Origin of the sequence: Sphingopyxis selenitireducens (assembly GCF_051550705.1) — a bacterium.
Classification (GTDB): domain Bacteria; phylum Pseudomonadota; class Alphaproteobacteria; order Sphingomonadales; family Sphingomonadaceae; genus Sphingopyxis.
This window is the reverse complement of the sequence record NZ_JBPULG010000001.1, coordinates 475,995-498,745: the sequence shown is the minus strand read 5'-3', so window position 1 is coordinate 498,745 and position 22,751 is coordinate 475,995. Positions and strand designations below refer to the sequence as shown.

General features: G+C 64.4%; 22 protein-coding genes. 13 read left to right on the top strand and 9 right to left on the bottom strand.

Features of this window, described 5'->3' with window-relative positions; all coding sequences use genetic code 11:
* Window positions 1-5 precede the first annotated feature (5 nt).
* The 5 genes from ACSYDV_RS02210 to fghA are packed head-to-tail and all read left to right on the top strand — an operon-like array spanning window position 6 to window position 3,044.
* Window positions 6-389 (top strand): VOC family protein, encoded by a 384-nt coding sequence (locus ACSYDV_RS02210; protein ID WP_438322101.1) that lies wholly within the window; start codon window positions 6-8, stop codon window positions 387-389.
* The gene (purU, locus tag ACSYDV_RS02205; protein ID WP_438322100.1) at window positions 389-1,258 is read left to right on the top strand and encodes a formyltetrahydrofolate deformylase; all 870 of its coding nucleotides are present in this window, start codon (window positions 389-391) and stop codon (window positions 1,256-1,258) included. Before ACSYDV_RS02210 ends, purU begins: the two co-directional genes overlap by 1 nt.
* A gap of 51 nt (window positions 1,259-1,309) precedes the next feature.
* Window positions 1,310-1,690 carry a VOC family protein gene (locus ACSYDV_RS02200; protein WP_438322099.1) on the top strand — a complete coding sequence of 127 codons (381 nt, stop codon included), beginning with the start codon at window positions 1,310-1,312 and terminating at the stop codon, window positions 1,688-1,690.
* Window positions 1,690-2,199 (top strand): prolyl-tRNA synthetase associated domain-containing protein, encoded by a 510-nt coding sequence (locus ACSYDV_RS02195; protein ID WP_438322098.1) that lies wholly within the window; start codon window positions 1,690-1,692, stop codon window positions 2,197-2,199. The genes ACSYDV_RS02200 and ACSYDV_RS02195 overlap by 1 nt, the downstream gene beginning before the upstream one ends.
* Window positions 2,196-3,044 (top strand): S-formylglutathione hydrolase, encoded by an 849-nt coding sequence (gene fghA / locus ACSYDV_RS02190; RefSeq protein ID WP_438322097.1) that lies wholly within the window; start codon window positions 2,196-2,198, stop codon window positions 3,042-3,044. Before ACSYDV_RS02195 ends, fghA begins: the two co-directional genes overlap by 4 nt.
* 34 nt (window positions 3,045-3,078) lie before the next feature.
* Here fghA and ACSYDV_RS02185 read toward each other — a convergent pair whose 3' ends face one another.
* From ACSYDV_RS02185 to ACSYDV_RS02165, 5 genes are all read right to left on the bottom strand, one after another.
* On the bottom strand, window positions 3,079-4,056 hold the full coding sequence (locus ACSYDV_RS02185) for a quinone oxidoreductase family protein (RefSeq protein WP_438322096.1): 978 nt from the start codon (window positions 4,054-4,056) through the stop codon (window positions 3,079-3,081).
* Window positions 4,057-4,157: 101 nt separating this feature from the next.
* A complete protein-coding gene (locus ACSYDV_RS02180) occupies window positions 4,158-6,035 on the bottom strand; it encodes a DEAD/DEAH box helicase (RefSeq protein ID WP_438322095.1) in 1,878 nt (625 codons plus the stop codon).
* Between the two features lie 65 nt (window positions 6,036-6,100).
* Entirely contained in the window at window positions 6,101-7,279 is a 1,179-nt protein-coding gene (locus ACSYDV_RS02175) for a BaiN/RdsA family NAD(P)/FAD-dependent oxidoreductase (RefSeq protein ID WP_438322094.1), read from the bottom strand.
* 8 nt (window positions 7,280-7,287) lie between these two features.
* Window positions 7,288-7,467: a hypothetical protein gene (locus ACSYDV_RS02170; protein WP_438322093.1), complete on the bottom strand. Its 180-nt coding sequence runs from the start codon at window positions 7,465-7,467 to the stop codon at window positions 7,288-7,290.
* Entirely contained in the window at window positions 7,464-7,940 is a 477-nt protein-coding gene (locus ACSYDV_RS02165; RefSeq protein ID WP_438322092.1) for a GreA/GreB family elongation factor, read from the bottom strand. The genes ACSYDV_RS02170 and ACSYDV_RS02165 overlap by 4 nt, the downstream gene beginning before the upstream one ends.
* Window positions 7,941-8,061: 121 nt before the next feature.
* On the opposite strand from ACSYDV_RS02165, the gene ACSYDV_RS02160 reads away from it, so the two are divergent.
* Window positions 8,062-8,820 carry a head GIN domain-containing protein gene (locus tag ACSYDV_RS02160; RefSeq protein WP_438322091.1) on the top strand — a complete coding sequence of 253 codons (759 nt, stop codon included), beginning with the start codon at window positions 8,062-8,064 and terminating at the stop codon, window positions 8,818-8,820.
* 43 nt (window positions 8,821-8,863) lie between these two features.
* Entirely contained in the window at window positions 8,864-9,574 is a 711-nt protein-coding gene (locus ACSYDV_RS02155) for a head GIN domain-containing protein (RefSeq protein ID WP_438322090.1), read from the top strand.
* Between the two features lie 36 nt (window positions 9,575-9,610).
* On the opposite strand, the gene ACSYDV_RS02150 is transcribed toward ACSYDV_RS02155, so the two are convergent.
* Entirely contained in the window at window positions 9,611-10,417 is an 807-nt protein-coding gene (locus tag ACSYDV_RS02150; RefSeq protein WP_438322089.1) for an SDR family oxidoreductase, read from the bottom strand.
* A gap of 215 nt (window positions 10,418-10,632) precedes the next feature.
* Between ACSYDV_RS02150 and ACSYDV_RS02145 the strand changes: the two genes are divergently transcribed.
* The 6 genes from ACSYDV_RS02145 to ACSYDV_RS02120 all read left to right on the top strand — a co-directional run bounded on the left by ACSYDV_RS02145 (window position 10,633) and on the right by ACSYDV_RS02120 (window position 18,068).
* The gene (locus tag ACSYDV_RS02145; RefSeq protein ID WP_438322088.1) at window positions 10,633-10,902 is read left to right on the top strand and encodes a hypothetical protein; all 270 of its coding nucleotides are present in this window, start codon (window positions 10,633-10,635) and stop codon (window positions 10,900-10,902) included.
* A 109-nt stretch (window positions 10,903-11,011) separates the two neighbouring features.
* Window positions 11,012-13,747 carry a preprotein translocase subunit SecA gene (gene secA / locus ACSYDV_RS02140; protein WP_438322087.1) on the top strand — a complete coding sequence of 912 codons (2,736 nt, stop codon included), beginning with the start codon at window positions 11,012-11,014 and terminating at the stop codon, window positions 13,745-13,747.
* Window positions 13,748-13,980: 233 nt separating this feature from the next.
* Window positions 13,981-15,423 carry a circularly permuted type 2 ATP-grasp protein gene (locus ACSYDV_RS02135; RefSeq protein ID WP_438322086.1) on the top strand — a complete coding sequence of 481 codons (1,443 nt, stop codon included), beginning with the start codon at window positions 13,981-13,983 and terminating at the stop codon, window positions 15,421-15,423.
* A 130-nt stretch (window positions 15,424-15,553) separates the two neighbouring features.
* On the top strand, window positions 15,554-16,495 hold the full coding sequence (locus tag ACSYDV_RS02130) for an alpha-E domain-containing protein (protein ID WP_438322085.1): 942 nt from the start codon (window positions 15,554-15,556) through the stop codon (window positions 16,493-16,495).
* Window positions 16,496-16,497: 2 nt separating this feature from the next.
* Window positions 16,498-17,301 (top strand): transglutaminase family protein, encoded by an 804-nt coding sequence (locus ACSYDV_RS02125; RefSeq protein ID WP_438322084.1) that lies wholly within the window; start codon window positions 16,498-16,500, stop codon window positions 17,299-17,301.
* Between the two features lie 35 nt (window positions 17,302-17,336).
* The gene (locus ACSYDV_RS02120) at window positions 17,337-18,068 is read left to right on the top strand and encodes a proteasome-type protease (RefSeq protein ID WP_438322083.1); all 732 of its coding nucleotides are present in this window, start codon (window positions 17,337-17,339) and stop codon (window positions 18,066-18,068) included.
* Between the two features lie 114 nt (window positions 18,069-18,182).
* Here ACSYDV_RS02120 and acs read toward each other — a convergent pair whose 3' ends face one another.
* From acs to ACSYDV_RS02105, 3 genes are all read right to left on the bottom strand, one after another.
* Complete coding sequence (gene acs, locus ACSYDV_RS02115) at window positions 18,183-20,120, bottom strand: acetate--CoA ligase (protein WP_438322826.1); 1,938 nt, start codon at window positions 20,118-20,120, stop codon at window positions 18,183-18,185.
* A 169-nt stretch (window positions 20,121-20,289) separates the two neighbouring features.
* On the bottom strand, window positions 20,290-21,798 hold the full coding sequence (locus tag ACSYDV_RS02110) for an acetyl-CoA acetyltransferase (RefSeq protein WP_438322825.1): 1,509 nt from the start codon (window positions 21,796-21,798) through the stop codon (window positions 20,290-20,292).
* An 8-nt stretch (window positions 21,799-21,806) separates the two neighbouring features.
* Entirely contained in the window at window positions 21,807-22,610 is an 804-nt protein-coding gene (locus tag ACSYDV_RS02105; RefSeq protein WP_438322082.1) for an enoyl-CoA hydratase-related protein, read from the bottom strand.
* Window positions 22,611-22,751: the final 141 nt, after the last annotated feature.

Below are 22,751 nucleotides of genomic sequence, written 5' to 3'. Positions count from 1 at the left end.
CCGGCATGTTCAGTCATGTGGCGCTGGGCGCCGACGATATCGAGGCCGCGCGCCGTTTCTATGACGCAGCCCTCGGCGCGCTTGGCGTTCCGCCGGGCGCCGTCGATGCGTGGGGGCGGCTCATCTATTCGCACGCGGGCGGACGCTTCCTGATCACCAAACCGCTCGACGGCCAGGCCGCGCACGGCGCCAATGGCGGCACGCTGGGTTTCGCCGCCGCGTCGACCGAGGCGGTCGATGCGTGGCATGCCGCGGGCGCCGCGAACGGCGGCATGATGATCGAAGATCCGCCGGGCATCCGTCACGGAACCGAGGGGCGGCAGCTTTATCTGGCCTATTTGCGCGACCCTGCGGGCAACAAGCTCTGCGCAACGCACCGGGTCGCCTGATGGAAACGGATCAGCCTGCCTTCGTCCTGACCTTCAGCTGCGTCGATGCGGTCGGTATCGTCGCGGCGGTGACGGGGCTGCTTGCAGAGCGCGAGGGCTTCATCCTCGACAGCCAGCAATATGCCGATCTCGGTTCGGGGCGCTTCTTCATGCGCGTCGCGTTTCGCGGCGCGGGACCGGCCTTTCCGGACGATCTCGCCGGCATCGAAGCGGCGTTCGCGCCGATCGTGGAACGCTTTGCGATGGACGCACGGATCAGCGACAGCGCCGCCAAGCCGCGCTTCGTGATTGCGGTGTCGCAGGGCAGCCATTGTCTCAACGACCTTCTCCATCGCTGGTCGACGGGCAATCTGGCGATCGACATTGCGGGCGTCGTGTCGAACCACGAACATCTGCGGCGGCTGACCGAATGGCATGGCGTGCCTTTTCACCATCTGCCGGTCAGCGATGCGAACCGCGCCGAACAGGAAGCGGCGATCCTGCAGGTCATGGCCGATGCGGGCGCCGATTATCTGGTCCTCGCGCGCTATATGCAGGTGCTGTCGAGCGACCTGTCGGCGAAGCTGGCGGGGCGCTGCATCAATATTCACCACAGCTTCCTGCCGGGCTTCAAGGGCGCAAAACCCTATCACCGCGCGCACGAACGCGGGGTCAAGCTGATCGGTGCGACCGCGCATTTCGTCACCGGCGACCTCGACGAGGGGCCGATCATCGAACAGGCGGTCGAGCGCGTCGATCACCGCAACAGCGTCGAGGATCTGATCCGCACCGGCCGCGATATCGAGGCGCAGGTGCTGGCGAAGGCGGTGCGCTGGGTCGCCGAACAGCGGGTGCTGATCGACGGGCGAAAGACAGTGGTTTTTCGCTGAGACTGCGCGCACAAGTCAGTAGCGATTCGCAACGAAAAAAAGGAGAGAGCGATGTACAGTCACAATATGGTCGGCGCGAACGACCTCGACGCCGCAAAGAAATTTTACGATGCGACCTTCCAGGCGCTCGGTGGCAAGCCGGGGTTCCAGGACGACAAGGGCCGCCTGATCTATGTGCATAATGGCGGCTTGTTTCTTGTCACCGCGCCGATCGACGGTGAGCCCGCGACGGTCGGCAATGGCTGCACCATCGGTTTCGCCGCGAGCGGCCCCGAACAGGCCGACGCATGGCATGCGGCGGGCGTTGCCGCTGGCGGCAAGGCGATCGAAGACCCGCCGGGCGTGCGCGAAGGCAATGGCATGAAATTATATCTCGCCTATTTGCGCGACCCGACCGGCAACAAGGTCTGCGCCATGCATCGCATGCCCTGATGATGATGCGCGGCGAAGCGGGATTGCTGGCGGATTTGGGCATTCTCGGCGTCCCCTTCGCCGCCTTTGAACATGATGCGGTGTTCACGGTGGCCGAGAGCGACGCCGTGAACGCCGCCGTGCCGGGAGCGCACACCAAAAATCTGTTCCTGAAGGACGCCGGCGGCGCCTTTTGGCTCGTCACCGTGCCCGCCGAAGCGCGCGTCGACCTGAAGGCTTTGCCCGCCGCGATCGGCAGCAAGCGCGTGAGCTTCGGCAAGGCCGACGATATGAAACGGCTGCTCGGCATCGCGCCGGGCTCGGTAACTCCGCTCGCCGCGATCAACGCTGCGCCCGGAAGCATCGCGGTCGTTCTCGACGCCGGGCTTGCGGTATCCGATCCGGTCAACGTCCATCCGCTGCGCAACACCGCGACGCTGGGGCTTTCGGGCGCGGCGATACTGGACCTGCTGCGCCATTGGGGGCATCAACCGATCGTCGCTTCCATTCCCGTGCAGGAACCCCAATGACCCTCGAAATCCTCTCCACCGTTCGCAGCTATGGCGGGACGCAAGGCGTGTACAAACATGCCAGCGCGACCACCGGCACCGACATGACATTTGCGGTCTTTATCCCCGATCACGCGCCGGGCGCTAAGTTGCCTGTGCTCTGGTATCTGTCGGGGCTGACCTGCACCCACGCCAATGTGATGGAAAAGGGCGAATATCGCGCCGCCTGTGCGCAGCATGGCATCATCTTCATCGCACCCGATACCAGCCCGCGCGGAGAGGGCGTCCCCGACGATCCCGAGGGCGCGTGGGATTTCGGGCTGGGCGCGGGCTTTTATGTCGATGCGACCGAGGAACCCTGGGCGGCGAACTATCGCATGCGCTCCTATGTCGAGGACGAGCTGCCGTCCTTGATCCTGCGCGAATTTCCCGCCGCCGATATGACGCGGCAGGGGATCAGCGGCCATTCGATGGGCGGGCATGGCGCGCTGACGGTGGCGCTGCGCACCCCCGACCGCTTTCGGTCGGTGTCGGCCTTTTCGCCGATCGTCGCGCCGCTGCAATGCCCGTGGGGCGAGAAGGCGCTCGGCCATTATCTGGGCGCGGATCGCGAAGCGTGGAGCGCCTATGACGCGTGCGCGCTGATCGCGGGCGGGGCGCGGGTTCCCGACCTGCTGGTCGATCAGGGCGAGGCCGATGGCTTTCTGGCGGAACAGCTCAAGACGCATCTGCTGGCCGAGGCGTGCGAGCAGGCGGGGCAAAAGGCCGAGATCCGCATGCAGCCGGGCTATGACCACAGCTATTATTTCATCTCGACCTTCATGGCCGAACATGTCGCGTGGCATGCGGAGCGGTTGAAGGTTTGAAGAGAAAATCCCTCCCCCTCGGGGGAGGGGCTTTTCACGGTATCAACAGTGTCGAACCCGTCGTCCGTCCCGCCGCCAGATCGGCATGCGCCCTTGCCACGTCCTGCAATCCATAGCGCTGGCCCACGGTGACCTTGACCGCGCCGCTTTCGATCATCTCGAACACCCGCGCCGCACCTGCCGCACGTTCGCCGGAGTGGATATAATAGTCGAACAGGGTCGGCCGGGTCACGAATTGGGAGCCGTGCTGCGCGAGGATGCCCAGATTGACCCCGGTCACCGGCCCGCCGGCATTGCCATAGCTGACGATCAGCCCGCGCCGTGCGGTGGCTTTCAGCGACACCGGCCAGGTCGCCATGCCGATGCCGTCGAAGGTCGTGGACACGCCCTGACCGTCGGTGATTTCGCGGACATGCGCCGCGACATCATCCTGCTTGTATCGGATGACATGATCGGCGCCGGCTTCGCGTGCAGCATGTTCCTTCGCCTCGGTGCTGACGGTGCCGATCACCGTCGCCCCGATGGCCTTCAGCCATTGGACGAGGATCAGCCCGACCCCGCCCGCGGCGGCGTGGACCAGGACCTGCGCACCGGCCTCGATCTTTGCACAGCGTTCGACGAGCGCCTCGACGGTGCAGGCCTTGAGCAGCGCGGCGGCGGCGACCTCGTCGTCGATCGCGGCGGGAAGTTTGAAAAGCGATGCGGCCGGCAGGATGCGCACGCTGGCATAGGCGCTGCGCTCGGGGCCGAAGGTCGCGACGCGGTCGCCGGGTTCGAGGCCGTGGACCCCTTCGCCGACCGCCAGCACGTCACCTGCGGCCTCCACCCCGAGTCCGCCGGGAAGGCTGACCGGATAGGTGCCGTCGCGATGATAAATGTCGATATAGTTGAGCCCGACGGCGCGCTGGCGCACGAGGACTTCGCCGGGGCCGGGATCGCCGAGCGTCCGCACGCGCCACTGGATGACCTCGGGGCCACCCTGTTCCTCGATAAAGGCTTCGATCGCTTGCATCGCCGCTCTCCTGCTGTCCGGTCCATTTGGGGCAGCAGGGAGGGCGGCGCAAGGGCGGTGCGATCAAAGACCGTCCCCCGAAGGGGAGGGGTTGAATATGTTTATCGGCTCGGCTTGCGCGGTCCGCCCTTATTGCCAAAGGGCTTCGCCTTATAAGGCGGCTTGCCGCCGGGGCCACGGGGGCCGGAGCGATCGCCGAAGCCGCCCGGGCCACGCGGGCCCGAACGATCGCCGAAGCCGCGTTCGCCGCCGGGCGCGCGGCCCAGCGTTGCGCGCGGCGCGCTGTCGCGCGGACCCCCTTGATGCCCACCCTTGTCGCGGCGCGGCGGATAGGTCGGGCCGTCGGGTGCCGGGGTGATGGCGACGCCGCTGTCGTCCTCGCCATCCTCATTGGCGCTGCGCACCACGGCCTCGGCAAAGCGATCGGCGATCGCACGCGGAATGTTGAACATCGTTTCCTTGGGGCCGATGCGGATCGCACCGATTTCGCCCTTGGTCACATGGCCGCGGCGGCAGAGCAGCGGCAGGATCCAGCGTGGATCGGCATTCTGGTGACGGCCGATATTGATCTTGAACCAGACGCTGTCCTCGAAGCCGTCGCGGCGATCGGCGCTGCCGCGTTCGGGGCGCTCTCCGCGCTCACCACGCTCGGGGCGCTCGCGGCCGCGCGGGCTGTTGTCGAGCAGATCTTCGGGCGGCGGCATCAGCGCGCGGTGCGCGCGGACGAGCGATGCGGCGATATCTTCGGCGCTGCGCTCGGCCATCAGGCGCTGCGCGAGCTCCAGATCTTCCGGCTCATGCTCGACGGGAGCGAGCAGTTTCTCGATCAGTCGTTCCTGATCGCGTGCCCGCACGTCTGCGGCGGTCGGAGCGTCCATCCATTCGGCGTTGATCCGCGCACCGCGCAGCATGCCGTCGACGCGGCGGCGGCGCGGGTAGGGGACGATGATGACCGCGGTGCCCTTTTTGCCCGCGCGGCCGGTGCGGCCCGAACGGTGCTGAAGCGCTTCGGCATCGCGAGGGATTTCAACGTGGATGACGAGGCTGAGTGTCGGAAGGTCGATACCGCGCGCGGCGACGTCGGTCGCGACGCAGACGCGGGCGCGGCGGTCGCGCAGCGCTTGCAGCGCGTGGTTGCGTTCGTTCTGGCTATGCTCGCCCGACAAGGCGACGGCGGCGAAACCGCGCTCGACGAGGCTGGCGTGCAGACGACGCACATTGTCGCGTGTCGCGCAGAACAGCATCGCGGTTTCGGCTTCGTGCAGGCGCAGCAGGTTGATCACCGCGCCTTCGATGTCGGCGGGCGCAACGGTAACCGCCTGATAGGCGATGTCGCCATGGCCGCGATCTTCGCCGACGGTCGAGATGCGCAGCGCATTCTGTTGATAGCGCTTGGCGAGTTGCACGATCGGCTTCGGCATGGTGGCCGAGAAAAGCAGGGTGCGGCGGGTCGCCGGCGTGGCGTCGAGAATTTCCTCGAGATCGTCGCGAAAGCCCATGTCGAGCATTTCGTCGGCTTCGTCGAGCACCGCGACGCGCAGTGCCGACAGGTCGAGCGCGCCGCGCTCGAGGTGGTCGCGCAGACGCCCAGGGGTGCCGACGACGATCTGGACGCCTTGGCCGAGCGCGCGGCGTTCCTTGCTGGCGTCCATCCCGCCGACGCAAGTCGCAATGCGCGCGCCGGCCTTGGCATAGAGCCAGCCGAGTTCGCGGCTGACCTGAAGCGCGAGTTCGCGGGTCGGCGCGATGATCAGCGCCAGCGGCGAGGTCGCGAAGGGCAGTTTGTCGCCTTCAAGTAACTGATCGGACATGGCGAGGCCAAAGGCGACGGTCTTGCCCGAACCGGTTTGCGCCGACACGATCAGGTCGCGGCCATGCGCTTCCGATTCGATAACGGCCGACTGAACGGGGGTGAGGGCTTCATAGCCGCGCGCGCTGAGCGCGTCCGAAAGGACGGGGGACAGATTTTCAAAAGACATTATGATCTCAATAGATTGCCGTCACCCAAATGGGTGAGGGGCAGGGGGAAAGGGGCCTAAATGGGTCAAATCGCCTGACCGGCAGCGTTGCCGCTGGCCCAGGCCCATTGAAAGTTATAGCCGCCCAGCCACCCTGTGACATCTACGGCCTCGCCGACCGCATACAGCCCAGGAACGGTTTTGGCCACCATTGATTGCGATGACAGGCCGGCGGTGCTGATTCCGCCCACGGTCACCTCGGCCTTGGCAAAGCCTTCGGTGCCATTGGGATGGAAGCTCCAGCGCGCGAGACGCGCTTCGGCATCGGCCAGCTTGCGGTCGGTCTGGGCGGCAAGTTCGCCGGGCAGCGCCAGCCGTTCGGCGAGCGTTTCAGCGAGCCGGTCGGGAAGCTGTGCGCCGAGCACTGCGCGCACGGTGGTGCGTGGGCGGCTGCGCTTGGCGTCTGTCAGCCAGCCAGATGGCATGTCGGGCAGAAAGTCGATCGTGACCGGTTCGCCGTGGCGCCAATAGCTGCTGATCTGCAGGATCGCCGGACCGGAGAGCCCGCGATGGGTGAAGAGCGCGGCTTCGCGGAACGCCGCCTTGCCCGCCCGTGCCTCGACCGGCGCGGCGATGCCCGAAAGTTCGCGGAAAAGCACGTCGTCGCCGCCGAGCGTCAGCGGGACGAGCGCGGGGCGCGGCTCGACGACCTTCAATCCGAACTGGCGGGCGAGATCGTAGGCAAGGCCGGTCGCCCCCATTTTGGGGATCGATGGCCCGCCGGTCGCGATGACGAGGTTGGGGGCGGTGAAATTCTGATCGCCGAAACGGACGCCGAAACGGCCGTCGGCGTGGGTGACTTCGCCGACCGTTTGGCCGCAGCGGACATCGACCCCGGCTTTCGCGGCTTCGTCGAGTAGCATCGCGACAATCTGCTTCGCCGATCCGTCGCAGAAGAGCTGGCCCAGCGTCTTTTCGTGAAATGCGATACCATGGGCGTTCACCAGCGCGATGAAATCGGAGGGCGTGTAGCGCGCGAGCGCCGATTTGGCGAAATGCGGGTTCGCCGAAAGGAAGCGATCGGGGCGCGTGTTCACATTGGTGAAGTTGCAGCGTCCGCCGCCCGAAATCAGGATCTTCTTGCCGACCTGATCGGCATGGTCGAGCAGCAGCACGCGCCGCCCGCGCTGTCCTGCGGTCGCGGCGCACATCAGTCCGGCCGCGCCGGCACCCAGCACGATGGCGTCAAATTCATTGGTGGACATAGAAGGGCCTAGCGCAGCTTCGCGATCGGGAGGCCATCCGCTTTGGCGCGATCCTTCACCGATTCCTCGCTGCGCGTCAGCGCCTTGGCGATGGCTTTCAGAGCCATGCCCTTCTTCGCGAGCGTGTGCAGCTTGTCGATCTCGGCCGCGGTCCACGACTGGCGATGGCGCTCGAACTTGTCCTTCATGCCTGTACCTCCGGGTCGGCGTTTGCGGCGAGGATTTCGATCGCATCCTCACGGCCTTGATACTCGACGCTTTCGCCGGACTCGGCGCCCATCATCGCGCGGGCGAGCGGGGCCGAAAAGGCGATGTGGCCTCGCGCCGGATCTGCTTCATCGCCGCCGACGATGGTGACGGTGCGTTCGGCGCCGTTGAGGCGATAGGTTACGCGCGCGCCGATGCCGACGATGCCTTCCTCGGGCGGGGTCTGGACTTCGGCGGTGGATTGCCGGGTGTGAAAATAGCGCAGCCGGCGCTGCATTTTCTTGCGCGCTTCTTCATCCGGCGTCGTCGCAATCTCCGCTTCGATCTGCATGACCTCTTCACCAAGCAGTCGTAGTCCGCGCGCAGTCACCAGATTCGGGCCGACCGCGATGGGCAGCTCGAACGCGGGTTCCTTATGCTCGTCGTCGCTTTCGCGGCGGAATGCCACACTCATGGTCGTTCTCACGTGAAGGGAAGACTTGCCTTTGCAACGTGAAGGTGGCGACAAGATGGCAGGCTGCTGGACAGTCGCGTCAATTGCGTGTTATGCGGATAATACACGAAGGAGATTTGCGATGCGTAACTGGATGATGGCGATTTTACCGCTGGCTCTCGTGACGGGATGTAACGGTGCCGCGCCAGGCGACCAGAAGCAGGGCGAGCGGAGCGAAGCGGGCCCGCCGTCGCATGTCGGCCCCATCGTCAGTCAGTCGTATGCGTTGACCGGCTTTACCGGCGTCGAGGTGACCGGGCCCGACGATATTACCATTCGCCAGGGCGATGCGTTTTCAATCACGGCACGCGGGCGCAAGGAAACCCTCGACCGGCTGGATATCAAGCTCGACGGGGCGACGCTGTCGATCGGGCGCAAGCGCGAAGGTTTCAGCCTTTCAAATCGCGACGAGGACGATCTGGATATTGCGATCACCATGCCGCGGTTGATCAAGGCGCGGCTGACCGGTTCGGGTTCGATCGACGCCGACCGTGTCGATGGCGACGCTGTCGAGGCCGTGGTCACCGGATCGGGTGACCTCAAGGTCGCCAAGCTCTCCGGCAACCGTGCGGAGATGACGCTATCGGGGTCGGGCGATCTCGAGATTGGCGGCGGGACTGTCGGAGCGGGCGAGATCAGCGTCACTGGATCGGGCGACGTCGATGCGGACGGTTTGGTTGCTAAAACGCTGAAGGTTTCCATCACCGGTTCCGGGAATGTCGATGCACAGGCAACGGACACCGCGGATATTCGCATATTGGGATCGGGCGACGCCAAGATCGCTGGTGGTGCGACTTGCACGACCAAGCAGATGGGGTCGGGCACCGCGACCTGCAAATGACGATGTCGTGGCGCCGCTGCGGCGAAGCGGCTAAGGCGGCGCCATGACCTTTGCCCTGCGATGCGCCGCGATGGCGACGATGACCCTGCTAGCGATCAGCCCCGCGTCGGCGGCTGAAAAACGCTATGGCCTGACCAGTTTCGAGGCGGTTGAGGTGCTGGCCGATGTTGCGGTCGAAGTAACGGCCCGCGCGCCGGTGAGCGCGATCGCGACCGGACCGCAGGACGCACTCGACCGGATCAGCATCGAGGCGCGCGATGGGCGGCTGGTGATCAGCGAGCGAAAATTCGCGGGCGACGAGGCGCGCCGGGCGCCGCGCGGCGCGGTAACGATCCGCATCAACGCGGCCAATCTGCGATCGGCGACGCTCGTCGGGGCGGGGTCGCTGCAGATCGACCGGCTGAAGGGTACGCGCGTCGCGATCGGACTGCGCGGTCCGGGGCGGTTGACGGTCGACACAGTGAGCAGCGACCGGCTGTCGGTCGCGATGATCGGCAATGGCGCGATGAAGCTGGGCGGACAGGTCAAGCAGGCGCAGATGACCTTGTCGGGCGCCGGCAGCGTGGATGCGGCCGCCTTGTCGGTCGATGCGCTGACCAGCGACAGCGAGGGCGCGGGCGAGCATATGATGCGTGCGGTCAAGAGCGCCGCAATCACCGCGCGGGGCGTCGGGAAAACGGTCGTGCTGGGTAAGCCGGTGTGCACGGTGCGTAATATTGGCAGCGGCACGGTGACGTGCGGGACGGGGAAGTGATCGGCCCCCTCCCGATCGCGGGAGGGGGCGTCCGTTTTAGTGTCCGCCCACTGCGCCCAGCCGGTCGATCTTCTTCGCCTGGCGCATGATCAGTCCGGGGAACCAGCGCGCGATGCGCGACATGCGTTTCGCCATTTTGCCGACCGGCGTGTGGACCCGGTCGCCATGCACGGCTTCCCATGCGGCCTCGGCAACACGTTCGACGGGAGCGATTTCAAAGCCGCCTTCTGACAGGCGGTTGCGTGCGGGTTCATTGCTGTCGGCGCTGACCTGATCGAGCAGCGGAGTGTCGATGAATCCTGGCATCAGCGAGCGCACCTTGATGCCATATTTGTCGAACTCGATCTCCAGCGCCTCGGTCAGCCCGCGCACCGCAAATTTGGTTGCCGAATAGACGGCAAGGCCCGCGACGCCGTAGAAGCCCGATGCCGATCCGGTATTGAGGATCGTCGATCCCGGCGTCGCGCGCAGCAGCGGCATTGCGGCATAGACGCCGTTGACGACACCGCCGAAGTTGATCGCGATCAGCCGGTCGGCCTCGGCCGGATCCATGTCCAGATACTGGCCGCCCGACCCGATGCCTGCGTTGTTGAACAACACATCGAGCCGGCCGCCGCTGGCCGAGGCAAAGGCGTCGAGCGCGGCCCTCCACTGATCGCGGTCGCGCACGTCCATGACATGGCGTGACGACGCACCGTCGGGCAGCAGGGCCGCGGTTTCGTCTATCCCCTGCACATTGACGTCGGCGATTCCGACGAACCAGCCCTGACCCGCAAAGTGGCGCGCGACTGCGCGGCCGATGCCCGACCCGCCGCCGGTAATGAAAATTGCCTTCCGCGCCACCCTGGCTCTCCTTACATAATTGTCAATTAGATGGTGCAAAGCCGCGGCGAAGGTCAAGGTGCAAATATATATGTTTCGGGATGACGGCCGTATTCTGGCGGTTATCGGGCCGCTGGTTATCGGGCGGACAGGCTCTGGACGGATTGGCGCTTTCACCCTATGTTCAGCGTCCAGAGCGCTATAAATTTTGCGTTCGACGTAAACAGGGGCTTTTCTTGCGGTTGTTGCTGACCCTTTTGGCATTGCTGACCGGCCTGGCGACCGCCGACCGGGCGGTTGCCGCGCCGGCCGTTCCGGCGGCGATGGGCGCACTTGTCCTGCTTGCCGAGACGGGTGCGCAGGCCGAGATGGGCGACAACGAACGCCGCCCCGCCGCGACGACCCCGACGCGGCGCACGTCCAGCGGTTCCGGCCGCAAGGTGCGCAAAACCGCTGCCCCGCATCTTCCCGGATTTCTCATCGGCAGCGATCGCGCGCTCGAATAGCTGCGCTGCCCCGCGTCTGCATGCAGACGCCGCCTCGTCATACGGGGCTTATCCCTATTCAAACGGCCGTTCGGCCGCGATAACCGTATAAATATCCAAGGAAATTTTTATGTTTGCTGGCCTCGCCAAGAGCCTGTTCGGTTCGTCCAACGACCGTTATGTCGCCTCGATCCGCAAGATCGTCGAGAAGATCAATACTTTCGAACCCGCGCTGGAGGCACTCGACGACGAGGCGTTGCGCGGACAGACGCAGTTGTTTCGCGACCGGTTGGCCGGCGGCGAGACGCTCGACGATATTCTGCCCGAAGCTTTTGCGACGGTGCGTGAAGCGGCGAAGCGCACGCTGAAGATGCGCCATTTCGATGTCCAGATGATCGGCGGCATCGTCCTTCACCGCGGCGAAATTTCCGAAATGGCGACGGGTGAGGGCAAGACGCTGATGGCGACGCTGCCCGCCTATCTCAACGCGATCGAGGGCAAGGGCGTCCATGTCGTGACCGTCAACGACTATCTCGCCCGCCGCGATGCCGAATGGATGAGCGCGGTTTATGGCTTCCTTGGTCTGTCGACCGGGATCATCGTTCCGAACCTCAACGAAATGCAACGGCGCGACGCTTATAATGCCGACATCACCTATGCGACGAACAACGAGCTGGGTTTCGATTATCTGCGCGACAATATGAAGTTCGACCGTCAGCAGATGGTCCATCGCGAATTCAACTTCGGCATCGTCGACGAGGTCGATTCGATCCTGATCGACGAAGCGCGCACCCCGCTGATCATCTCGGGACCCACCGACGACAAGTCGGAGCTGTATATTCGCGTCAACGAGGTCGTCCTCAATCTGACCGACGATGATTTCGAGAAAGACGAAAAGTCCAAGTCGATCAATCTGACCGAAGACGGCACCGAGCATGTCGAGCGGCTGCTCGAGGACGCCGGACTGCTTCAGGGCAATAATCTTTACGACATCGAAAACACCCAGATCGTTCATCACGTCAATCAGGCGCTGAAGGCGATCCAGATGTTCCGCATCGACACCGACTATATCGTCAAGGACGACAAGGTCGTGATCATCGACGAATTCACCGGCCGCATGATGGACGGACGCCGCTGGTCCGACGGCCTGCACCAGGCGGTCGAGGCGAAGGAGGGCGTGAATATCGAGCCCGAGAACCAGACCCTCGCGTCGATCACCTTCCAGAATTATTTCCGCATGTATCCGAAGCTTTCGGGGATGACGGGCACCGCGTCCACCGAAGCGGCGGAATTCTTCGACATTTACAAGATGAACTGCGTCACCATTCCGACCAACCGGCCGATTGCGCGGCAGGATGACGAGGATGAATTCTACAAGAATATCACCGACAAGTTCGGCGCCATCGCCAAGACGATCCGGCAGGCGCAGGAGCGCGGCCAGCCCGTGCTCGTCGGCACGGTATCGATCGAAAAGTCGGAGCTTCTCTCCTCCTTCCTCGAAAAGGAAAATGTCGCGCACAGCGTCTTGAACGCGCGTTTCCATGAGAGTGAGGCGCATATCGTCGCGCAGGCCGGGCGTACCGGCGCGGTGACGATCGCGACCAACATGGCGGGTCGCGGCACCGACATCAAACTCGGCGGCAACGAAGAATTCCGTATCGACGACGAACTGAAGGATGTTCCCGAGGGCCCCGAGCGCGAAGCCGGGATCGCGCGCATCCATGAGGAAGTCGCCGCCGAACGCGAAGCGGTGAAGGCTGCGGGCGGGCTGTTCGTGCTCGCGACCGAGCGCCACGAAAGCCGCCGTATCGATAACCAGCTGCGCGGCCGTTCAGGGCGTCAGGGCGATCCGGGGCTTTCGAAATTCTACCTCTGCCTCGACGATGATCTGCTGCGTATCTTTGGTCCCGACACGCTGTTTTCCAAGATGATGAACAAGAATCTGGAGGACGGCGAGGCGATCGGGTCGAAGTGGCTGTCGAAGGCGATCGAGACCGCGCAGAAGAAGGTCGAAGCGCGGAATTATGACATCCGCAAGCAGGTCGTCGAATATGACAACGTCATGAACGACCAGCGCAAGGTCATCTATGAACAGCGCGGTGAGATCATCGACAGCGAAACCGTTGACGAGGTGATGATCGCGATGCGTGCCGAAACGGTCAATGCGATCGTCGCCGACGCGTGCCCCGCAGGCAGCTATCCCGAACAATGGAATATCGAGCAGATGAAGGAGCGGGTCGCGAACATCCTCGACCTTCAGCCGCCGATCGACGACTGGATGCAGGAAGACGCGGTCGATCCCGAAATCTTCGAGCAACGCATCCAGCAGCTGGCCGATGCGGTCGCAGCCGAAAAGGCCGCGCAGGTTGATGAGGAAACCTGGAAGGGAATCGAAAAATCGGTTCTGCTCCAGACGCTCGACCATCAATGGAAAGAGCATCTGTCGACCCTGGACGCACTGCGTCAGGTCGTGTTCCTGCGCGCCTATGCGCAGAAACAGCCAATCAACGAATATAAGCAGGAAGCCTTTGCTTTGTTCGAACGCATGCTGTCGAACATTCGCGAGGATGTGACGCGGACGATCGCCCGACTTGAGCTGCGGATGGAAGAGCCCGAGCCGATGCCGCTTCCCGAGCTGCCCGACTTCCTGACCACGCACATCGATCCCTTCACCGGCGACGACAACAGCGCCGATATCGATGACGGGTCGATCGGGGTGATCGCCAACACGCTGCCGCCGATGCAGATCCCGCGCCCCGATATGCCGCAGGGCGAGAATCCTTATGCGGACCTCGAACTCAGCCGCAATGCGCCGTGCCCGTGCGGATCGGGCCGCAAATACAAGCATTGCCACGGGGCGATTTGATTGCAGGCCGTCGCCCCCGCGAAGGCGGGGGCCGCTGGAAACCTTGTACGAGGCCGATAGCGGCCCCCGCCTTCGCGGGGGCGACGGACACAGGTCGCGACGCCGCTTGCCAAGGTGCGAGCGCATGACTAGCATCTTTCCCATAAGCTTGGCCGCCATGTAGCGGCCGGGCGACGCAGCAGCTGGAACATAAGGGGCCGCGCATACCGAATCGGGTGCGGCCGGATGATGGCATGTTGCGTGGAAAGGGCTGGCGCATTTCCGTTTTTTTCGATGAGATGATGAGCCAGGAGGGCGGAACCCGGTCGCCCTATCGAGACTATTGCGGGTGGTTCGAGGCCGAGGAACCGGCGCGCATCCAGCGCAAGACCCAGCAGGCCGAAGCCTTTTTCCGCACCACCGGGATTACTTTCAACGTCTATGGTCAGGCCGACGCCGACGAGCGGCTGATCCCCTTTGACGTCGTGCCGCGGATTATCGCGGCGAGCGAGTGGCGCCGCCTGTCGCGCGGGATCGAACAGCGGGTCCGCGCGCTCAACGCCTTTCTTCACGACATTTACCACCGGCAGGAAATCTTGCGCGCAGGCCGGGTGCCGACCGCGTTGATCGCCGGGAATGACGCTTTCCTGCCGATGATGATGGGGCTCGACCCGCCGGGCGGCATCTATACCCATATCAGCGGGACCGATATCGTGCGTACCGGCGCCGACGAATTTTACGTGCTGGAGGATAATGCCCGCACCCCGTCGGGCGTGTCGTACATGCTGGAAAATCGCGAAACGATGCTCCAGATGTTCCCCGAACTGTTCGCGAAAATTCCGGTGCGCGAGGTCAGCGATTATCCGATCAACCTGCTCAAATCACTGGCGGCGTGCGCGCCGCCGGCGTGCGGGGGAACCCCGACGGTCGCGGTGCTGACCCCCGGCATCCACAACAGCGCCTATTATGAGCATAGCTTCCTCGCCGACCATATGGGCGCCGAACTGGTCGAGGGGCATGACCTGCGCGTCGTCGACGGACGCGTCGCGATGCGCACGACGCAGGGGTATAAGGCGATCGACGTCCTCTATCGCCGCGTCGACGATGATTATCTCGACCCGCTGAATTTCCGCCCCGACTCGATGCTCGGCGTACCCGGCATCTGGGACGTGTATCGCGCCGGCGGCATCACCATCGCCAATGCGCCGGGGACCGGCATCGCCGACGACAAGGCGCTGTACAGCTATATGCCCGACATCATCGAATTTTATACGGGCGAGAAGGCGTTGCTGCCCAACGTGCCGACGTGGCGCTGTTCGGAGCCCGAGCATCTGCGCGAGGTACTCGACCGCCTGCCCGAACTGGTGGTCAAGGAAGTCCATGGGTCGGGCGGCTATGGGATGCTCGTCGGCCCCGCCGCGAGCAAGAAGGAACTCGCGGCCTTTCGGGCGAAGCTGGAGGCAAACCCCGGCAATTATATCGCGCAGCCGACGCTGTCGCTGTCGACCGTGCCGATCTTCACCAAAAAGGGACTGGCGCCGCGCCACGTCGACCTCAGGCCCTTTGTGTTGATGTCGCCGCAGGGGGTGACGATTACGCCGGGCGGCCTGACGCGTGTGGCGATGACCAGTGGTTCGCTGGTGGTGAACAGCAGTCAGGGCGGCGGGACCAAAGACACCTGGGTGCTGGAGGATTGATGGGGGTGGGTGTCGTTTCGCACTTGGATCGTCGCCCCCGCGAAGGCGGGGGCCGTTGTCGGTCTTACTCTTCGCGGCTGCGTAAATCGCAAGCGGCCCCCGCCTTCGCGGGGGCGACGTGGGTGGTCATATGCTAGGCAAAACCGCTGGTTCGCTCTTCTGGATGGCGCGTTACCTCGAGCGCAGTGAGAATAATGCGCGGCTGATCGACGCGGGGTTTCGCATCGCTCTCACCCGTTCGTCGACCGCTGCTGCCGAATGGAAATCGGTGCTGGTCACCGCGGGGGTCAATCAGGCGTTTCAGGCCGCGCACGGCGACTATAGCTCGGCGCGGGTGATCGATTTCCTGCTGCGCGACCCGGCCAATCCGTCGAGCATCATGTCGGTGGTCAAGCAGGCGCGCGACAATGCCCGTACTGCGCGCACGGCGCTGACCCGCGAGACATGGGAGGCGGTCAACACCAGCTGGATGACCCTCGTCGCGCTGCTCAAGCGCCCGGTGCGCGAGGATGACCTGCCCGATGTGCTGACGACGATCCGTCAGCAAAGCGCGCAGGTGCGGGGCGCCATCAACGGGACGATGCTGCGCAACGACGGCTATTATTTCTCGCTGCTCGGCACGTTGCTCGAGCGCGCCGACAACACCGCGCGCATCCTCGACGTCAAATATTATCTGCTGCTGCCCTCGGTCGCGCACATTGGGACCTCGATCGACAATGTGCAGTGGGAAACGATCCTGCGTTCGGTGTCGGCGCACCGCGCCTATCGCTGGCTTTATGGCGCCGAGATCAGCGCGCTGAAGATCGCCGAATTCCTGATCCTCTATCGCCAGATGCCGCGCAGCCTGGCCTTTTGCTGCGAGCGGATGGAGGATAATCTGGCGCAGCTGGCCGAGGGCTATGGCGAACCCACCGAGGCGGGGCGGATGGCGGCGGCGCTGAACCGCGAAAGGCTCGCCGGGCCGATCCAGTCGATCTTCGATGGCGGGCTGCACGAATATGTCACCGGCTTTCTTCGCGCCAATGCCGCGCTCGCGCGGCAGATCGAGCGCGATTACCGGTTTGTGGAATGACCATGAAGCTGCGTGTCGAACATACCACCCGTTATCAATATGACGCTCCGGTCGGCTATGCGCTGCAGCAGCTCCGGTTGATGCCCAAGGACCGGCCCGGGCAACAGCGCGTGGTCGACTGGACGATCGAGGTCGAGGGCGGCGAACAACAGCTTCATTATACCGATCATCATGGCAATGGCGTCGACCTGATCACAGTGCAGGGCGGAGCCAGCGAGCTTGTCATCCGCTGTCGCGGCGAGGTCGAGCTGGAGACATGGGACGGGGTAATCGGGGCGCACCGCGGGGCGATGCCGCTGTGGAGCTTTTTGCGCCCGACTGCGCTCACGCGTGCGGGGCGGCAGGTGCGCGGGCTGGTTGCCGCACTCGGCCGCGATCATGCCAGCGAGATCGAGCGCGCGCACGTGCTGTCGGGGCTGATCATCGACCGGCTGGCATACCGCATCGGCCTGACCGATGCAGAGACGACTGCCGAGCAGGCGTTGGGGGGTGAAGGCGGCGTGTGTCAGGACCATGCGCACATCTTCATCGCCGCGATGCGGCACCTGGGCCATCCGGCGCGCTATGTTTCGGGCTATCTGATGATGAACGACCGGACGCATCAGGATGCGACCCATGCGTGGGCCGAGGCGCATTTCGAGCATATTGGCTGGATCGGCTTTGACGTCAGCAATGGCCATTCGCCGGACCAGCGCTATATCCGCGTCGCGACCGGGCTCGATTATCGCGATGCCGCCCCGGTTCGCGGCATGCGCTATGGTGCGGCGCAGGAAAATCTGGTTGTTCAGTTGCAGGTCCAGCAATAAGCCGGACCGGGGCAGCCTCAGGAAACCGGAAGAACATGACTTATTGCGTCGGCATGCGTTTGAACAAGGGACTGGTGTTCATGTCGGACACCCGCACCAACGCCGGTGTCGACGACATTTCCCAGGTCCGCAAAATGCGCAGCTGGCACATGCCGGGCGAGCGCGTCATCACCTTGATGTCGGCGGGAAATCTCGCGACGACACAGGCCGTGGTGAGCATCCTCGACGAGCGCACCAAGGCGCCCGAGGAACGCAATCCGTCGATCCTTGCGGCGCCGTCGATGTTCGCGGTCGCAACGATCATCGGCGAGACGCTGCGCCAGATCGTGATGCGCCACGGCGCCGAAGGGCCGGCCGCCGAATCACTGTTCCGCGCCTCGCTGATCGTCGGCGGGCAGATCAAGGGCGCCGAACCGCGGCTGTTCCTGATCTATCCCGAGGGCAATTTCATCGAGGCAGGGGAGGATAATCCCTTCTTCCAGATCGGTGAGACGAAATATGGACGCCCGATCATCGTGCGGTCCTATGACCCCGCGATGTCGTTCGAGGATGCCGTGAAACTGCTTTGCGTCTCATTCGATTCGACGATCCGCGCCAATGCCGGGGTCGATTTGCCGATCGACTTGCGCGTTCATGAGCGCGACGATTTCACCACGGTGCGCGAACGGCGGTTCGAGCGCGACGATCCCTATTTCGACAGCGTTGCCGACGGTTGGGCCGAGGCGCTGGGAATGGCGCTGGCCGAACTGCCGGACTTTCATTTTTAGGAAACGAACGAAGCCCACGTCCCGTTCGTGTCGAGCGAAGTCGAGACACCTCTCGGCCTTGCGCAACACCGACGGGCATCTCGACTTCGCTCGATGCGAACGGGATTTAAGGGACTACCTATTCTTTCGCCCTTCGATCAACCCGTCGACCAGACTCGGATCGGCGAGCGTCGACGTGTCGCCCAAGGAGCCGAAATCATTCTCGGCAATCTTGCGCAGAATGCGGCGCATGATCTTGCCCGAGCGGGTCTTGGGGAGCGCCGCGGTCAGGTGGATATGGTCCGGGGTCGCGATCGGACCGATTTCGGTGCGGACCTGTTGCTTGAGCGCGGCGGCAACCGCGTCGGTCGGCTCGACCCCGGCGTTCAATGTGACATAGGCGTAAATGCCCTGACCCTTGATATCGTGCGGGAAGCCGACGACCGCAGCCTCGGCGACGAGGTCATGCAGGACGAGTGCGCTTTCGACTTCGGCGGTGCCCATGCGGTGGCCCGACACGTTGATGACATCATCGACGCGCCCGGTGATCCGCCAATAGCCGTCGCCGTCGCGGCGGCAGCCGTCGCCGGTGAAATATTTGCCGGGATAGGTCGAGAAATAGGTCTCGGCAAAGCGCTTGTGATCGCCGTAAAGCGTGCGCGCCTGACCCGGCCAGCTGTGGGTGATGCACAGATTGCCCTCGGTCGCGCCGCCAATCTGTTCGTCGGCAAGCACGCCGCCCTCGGCATCGACGAGCTGCGGGCGGATGCCGAAGAAGGGGCGCCCCGCGCTGCCCGGCTGCATCGGGTGCGCGCCGGGCAGGGTGGTGATCATGATGCCGCCGGTTTCGGTCTGCCACCAGGTATCGACGACGGGAACGCGGCCCTTGCCGACGACCTGATGATACCAGCGCCATGCCTCGGGATTGATCGGCTCGCCGACGCTGCCCAGCAGGCGGATCGAGCTGAGGTCGTGACGGGTCACATAATCGTCGCCCTCGCGCATCAGCGCACGGATTGCGGTCGGTGCGGTATAGAGGATGTTGACCCGATGCTTGTCGACAACCTGCCAGAAGCGGTCGTGGCCGGGATGGTTGGGCACGCCCTCGAACATCAGGCTCGTCGCACCATTTTGCAGCGGGCCATAGACGACGTAGCTGTGGCCGGTGACCCAGCCGATATCGGCGCTGCACCAGAAAATTTCGCCGGGGCGATAGTCGAAACCATAATGGAAGGTGCTTGCGGTCCAGACGCTGTAACCGCCGACGGTGTGGAGCACGCCCTTCGGCTTGCCCGTTGAGCCCGAGGTATAGAGGATGAACAGCGGATCTTCGGCATTCATCGGCTCGCACGGGCAGGTGTCGCCGACCTCGGACGACAGCGCGTCATACCAATGGTCGCGGCCTTCCTTCATGACGATGTCGCCGCCGGTGTGCGCGATGACGAGCACGGCCTTCACATCGACGCGTTCGAGCGCCTTGTCGACATTGGCCTTCAGCGGAATCCGCTTGCCGCCGCGCAAACCCTCGTCGGCGCAGATCACCCAGTCGCTCGCGCAATCCTCGATCCGGCCGTGGATCGCCTCGGGCGAAAAGCCGCCGAAGATGACGCTGTGGACTGCGCCGATGCGCGCGCAGGCGAGCATCGCGACCGCGCCCTCGGGGATCATCGGCATATAGATGGTGACGCGGTCGCCCTTTTGGACGCCCAGCTTTTTCAGCGTGTTCGCCATGCGAATGACGTCGGCGAGCAGCGCGGCATAGCTGATCGTCCGCGTCTCGCCATCGGGGGCGTCGGGCTCGAAGATGATGGCGGTGCGGTCGCCATGCCCGGCGGCGACGTGACGGTCGACCGCGTTGTGGCAAAGGTTGAGGACGCCATCCTCATACCATTTGATCTCTACGGGATCGAACGACCAGCCCGCGATCTTCGTCGGCGCCTTGATCCAGTCGATACGCTTCGCCTGCTCGGCCCAGAAGGCGTCGGGATCGTCGATGCTCTGCGCATAGAGCCGGTCATAGTCGGCAGCGGTGCAGTGCGTGTTCGCGGCGGCGTCGGCCGGGACCGGGATCAGGGGTTCGGAAGGGGGCAATTCGGACGACACGGCGGACTCTCCCGTTTTCGGTTTGCTTTGCCTCGCCCCTGTGCTGCGATAACCGGCGAACCGCAAGTTGCAAAGCTATGCCAAGGGGTGTCGTTCGCGATTTGACCGGTCCCCCTCCCGCAGGCGGAAGGGAGAAAGATCAGGCCGCGCGCCAGCCGAAGCGATCCTCGCCCAGCGAAACGATCTGCCCCGCCGTACCCACCGGTTCGGCGGCCCCGTCGGTCAGAAAGGCCAGCATTGCGCCGTCGCTCACATCGACATGCGCCAGCGTTCGGGCACCTTCGGGGGTCCGTGCGACGACGACACCGGCCTTCGGGCTCCCGTCGCGGCCGTAAAAGACGGTGTAGGTTTCGATCGTTGCCGGTCCCGCATAATCCTTGACCAGTTCAGGCACCGCGCCGCGCGCGGCATCGGCTTCGGCCTGATAGTCGAAATCCTGCGGAAAGCTGGCGGCGGCGATGCGCTCTTTGCCCAATATGATGCAATGATTGTCGGTCGCGAAACCGCCATTGGCGAACAGGAAGCCATAGCGGCCTTCGCTGCGCAGCTTTTCGACCATCGAGACGATCGCGTGGCTCATATAATTGGCGATCGGGCCGCCGCCGAAAGTCAGTCCGCCGAATACAGTGGCGGGGCGGTCGACCGGCCAGCCGAGGGTGCGCCGTGCCATTTTGGGCACGCAGGGGAAGCAGCTGTAGAGTTCGACATGGTCGAAATCCGCAGCGGTCATGCCGTTGAGATCGAGCGTGCGGTTGATGCTCGTCTCCATGCTGACGCTGCCGTCATAGCGGTCGCGGTGAAGGATGTTCGCGGTTTCTTTCGCCGCAGCGCCCATGCCGATATGGATCAGCCGGTCCTCGGGGATGCCGCGCCGCCACGCCTCGGCGATGCTTGTGACGACAAAGCCCGCGCCCTGGTTCACGGACGAATTGGCGACCATCAACTTGGAATAGGGGAAGGCGATCGGGCGGTTGCGCTCGTCGATGGTCAGGATGGCGTCGGGGCTCGCGGGTTTGCGGATCCACGCGCCATCGTTCGCCGCGGCGACTTCGGAGAAGCGCGACCAGATGGCGGCGCTTTCACCCTGTGCTTCGGTGAGGTTCTGACCCCAGGCAGCGCGGGTCGCATTTTCATAGAGCGGATAGACATCGACCGGCGCCGACAGGCCGTGGAGCTGTGCATAATTGGGCTCGCGCCGGTTCGACACCGCGCGCACCGCATTATAGCTTTTGTCCTCACCCAGCGCGCGCTTGGCGGCGCGGCCGGCGGCGGTGCGCAGCGCTTCGCCCCCGACGATCGCGGCGAGCTTGATTTCGCCAGCGCCGATGCGGTTTGCCGCTTCGTTGAGGAGGCGAACCGGCGTGTCGCCGTGCGGCGCGGCCGACTGATAATTGACCGCCGGGGTGGCGCCGATCGCAGCGGCAAGCGGTTCGCAGAGGTTGCCAAGGTCGCGAAAGCTGATCTGGTCGACGATCGCGAGGCTGTCGAGATCGGCCAGAATCCCGCCGCCGGCGTCCGCCTCGGCGACCTTGAGCGCCGCGACCATCAGCCCCAGCGAGTCGAGCCCCAGGTCGGGGTCTTCGGGCCGGTCGTTGACCTGTCCGACACCGATGATGACGGGGATGCGTTCGGGATCGGTCATGATCATCGTCATGGTCAGCGTGCCTTCCACTCGGGCTTGCGCTTTTCGGCGAAGGCGCGCGGTCCTTCGCGCGCATCTTCGCTGGCCATCAGTTTTTTGCGTTCGCGGCTGTTGTCGGCCCAATGCGCGTCGTCCCCGGCGATCTGGCCGTCGGCGATGCGGAGCGCGACGCGCTTCGACGCCTGCACCGACAGCGGGGCGTTGCCCGCGATTTTTTCGGCGAGCGCGATTGCGGTTGGGAGAAGGTCGGCGAGCGGAACTACGCGGTTGGCAAAACCATAGCGTAGTGCGGCCTGCGCATCGAACGGGTCGCCGGTGAGCAGATGCTCCATCGCGACCTTCTGCGGCAATTGCTTGACGATGCGGAAGGCGCCGCCGGCTGCGGCGAACAGCCCGACCTTGACTTCGGGCAGGCCGAATTGGGCATGATCGGCGGCGACGACAAGGTCGCTCATCAGCGCGATTTCGCAGCCGCCGCCAAAGGCGAAGCCGTTGACCGCAGCGATGATGGGTTTCGAGATCGGGTGGGCGACCATGCCCGCGAAACCCCACGCCTGCTGCGCCTTGTCTTCGGGCTGAAGCATCTCGCCGCGCGACAGCGCGACAAGGTCTGCGCCTGCGCAAAAGCTTTTCTCGCCCGCGCCGGTGACGATCACGACGCGGATTTCTGGGTCGTTTTCGGCTTCTTCGAGAGCGAGTCCGATGCCGGTATGAACCGCGGCGTTTATCGCGTTGCGCGCCTCGGGCCGGTTGATCGTGACGATCAGGACGTGGCCCTGACGCTCCGTGAGAACGGCGGGTGCGGCGGTGTCGGTCATGCATCTCTCTCCCATGGGCCGGGGCCGCGATAAGGCGAATCCCGGCTGTCAGGGAAAACTATCGACCGAAGTTAACGTTTACGTCAACTGTAAAGGGTGAGAGGAACGCGAGGGCAAGGATCGAGACAGTCGCCCCCGCGA

Excerpts from the sequence above, each read along its gene's own strand:
- ACSYDV_RS02210 (WP_438322101.1), top strand. The coding sequence starts at position 6 with ATGTTCAGTCATGTGGCGCTGGGCGCCGACGATATCGAGGCCGCGCGC.
- purU (WP_438322100.1), top strand. The coding sequence starts at position 389 with ATGGAAACGGATCAGCCTGCCTTCGTCCTGACCTTCAGCTGCGTCGAT.
- ACSYDV_RS02200 (WP_438322099.1), top strand. The coding sequence starts at position 1,310 with ATGTACAGTCACAATATGGTCGGCGCGAACGACCTCGACGCCGCAAAG.
- ACSYDV_RS02195 (WP_438322098.1), top strand. The coding sequence starts at position 1,690 with ATGATGATGCGCGGCGAAGCGGGATTGCTGGCGGATTTGGGCATTCTC.
- fghA (WP_438322097.1), top strand. The coding sequence starts at position 2,196 with ATGACCCTCGAAATCCTCTCCACCGTTCGCAGCTATGGCGGGACGCAA.
- ACSYDV_RS02185 (WP_438322096.1), bottom strand. The coding sequence starts at position 4,056 with ATGCAAGCGATCGAAGCCTTTATCGAGGAACAGGGTGGCCCCGAGGTC.
- ACSYDV_RS02180 (WP_438322095.1), bottom strand. The coding sequence starts at position 6,035 with ATGTCTTTTGAAAATCTGTCCCCCGTCCTTTCGGACGCGCTCAGCGCG.
- ACSYDV_RS02175 (WP_438322094.1), bottom strand. The coding sequence starts at position 7,279 with ATGTCCACCAATGAATTTGACGCCATCGTGCTGGGTGCCGGCGCGGCC.
- ACSYDV_RS02170 (WP_438322093.1), bottom strand. The coding sequence starts at position 7,467 with ATGAAGGACAAGTTCGAGCGCCATCGCCAGTCGTGGACCGCGGCCGAG.
- ACSYDV_RS02165 (WP_438322092.1), bottom strand. The coding sequence starts at position 7,940 with ATGAGTGTGGCATTCCGCCGCGAAAGCGACGACGAGCATAAGGAACCC.
- ACSYDV_RS02160 (WP_438322091.1), top strand. The coding sequence starts at position 8,062 with ATGCGTAACTGGATGATGGCGATTTTACCGCTGGCTCTCGTGACGGGA.
- ACSYDV_RS02155 (WP_438322090.1), top strand. The coding sequence starts at position 8,864 with ATGACCTTTGCCCTGCGATGCGCCGCGATGGCGACGATGACCCTGCTA.
- secA (WP_438322087.1), top strand. The coding sequence starts at position 11,012 with ATGTTTGCTGGCCTCGCCAAGAGCCTGTTCGGTTCGTCCAACGACCGT.
- ACSYDV_RS02135 (WP_438322086.1), top strand. The coding sequence starts at position 13,981 with ATGTTGCGTGGAAAGGGCTGGCGCATTTCCGTTTTTTTCGATGAGATG.
- ACSYDV_RS02130 (WP_438322085.1), top strand. The coding sequence starts at position 15,554 with ATGCTAGGCAAAACCGCTGGTTCGCTCTTCTGGATGGCGCGTTACCTC.
- ACSYDV_RS02125 (WP_438322084.1), top strand. The coding sequence starts at position 16,498 with ATGAAGCTGCGTGTCGAACATACCACCCGTTATCAATATGACGCTCCG.
- ACSYDV_RS02120 (WP_438322083.1), top strand. The coding sequence starts at position 17,337 with ATGACTTATTGCGTCGGCATGCGTTTGAACAAGGGACTGGTGTTCATG.
- ACSYDV_RS02110 (WP_438322825.1), bottom strand. The coding sequence starts at position 21,798 with ATGATCATGACCGATCCCGAACGCATCCCCGTCATCATCGGTGTCGGA.
- ACSYDV_RS02105 (WP_438322082.1), bottom strand. The coding sequence starts at position 22,610 with ATGACCGACACCGCCGCACCCGCCGTTCTCACGGAGCGTCAGGGCCAC.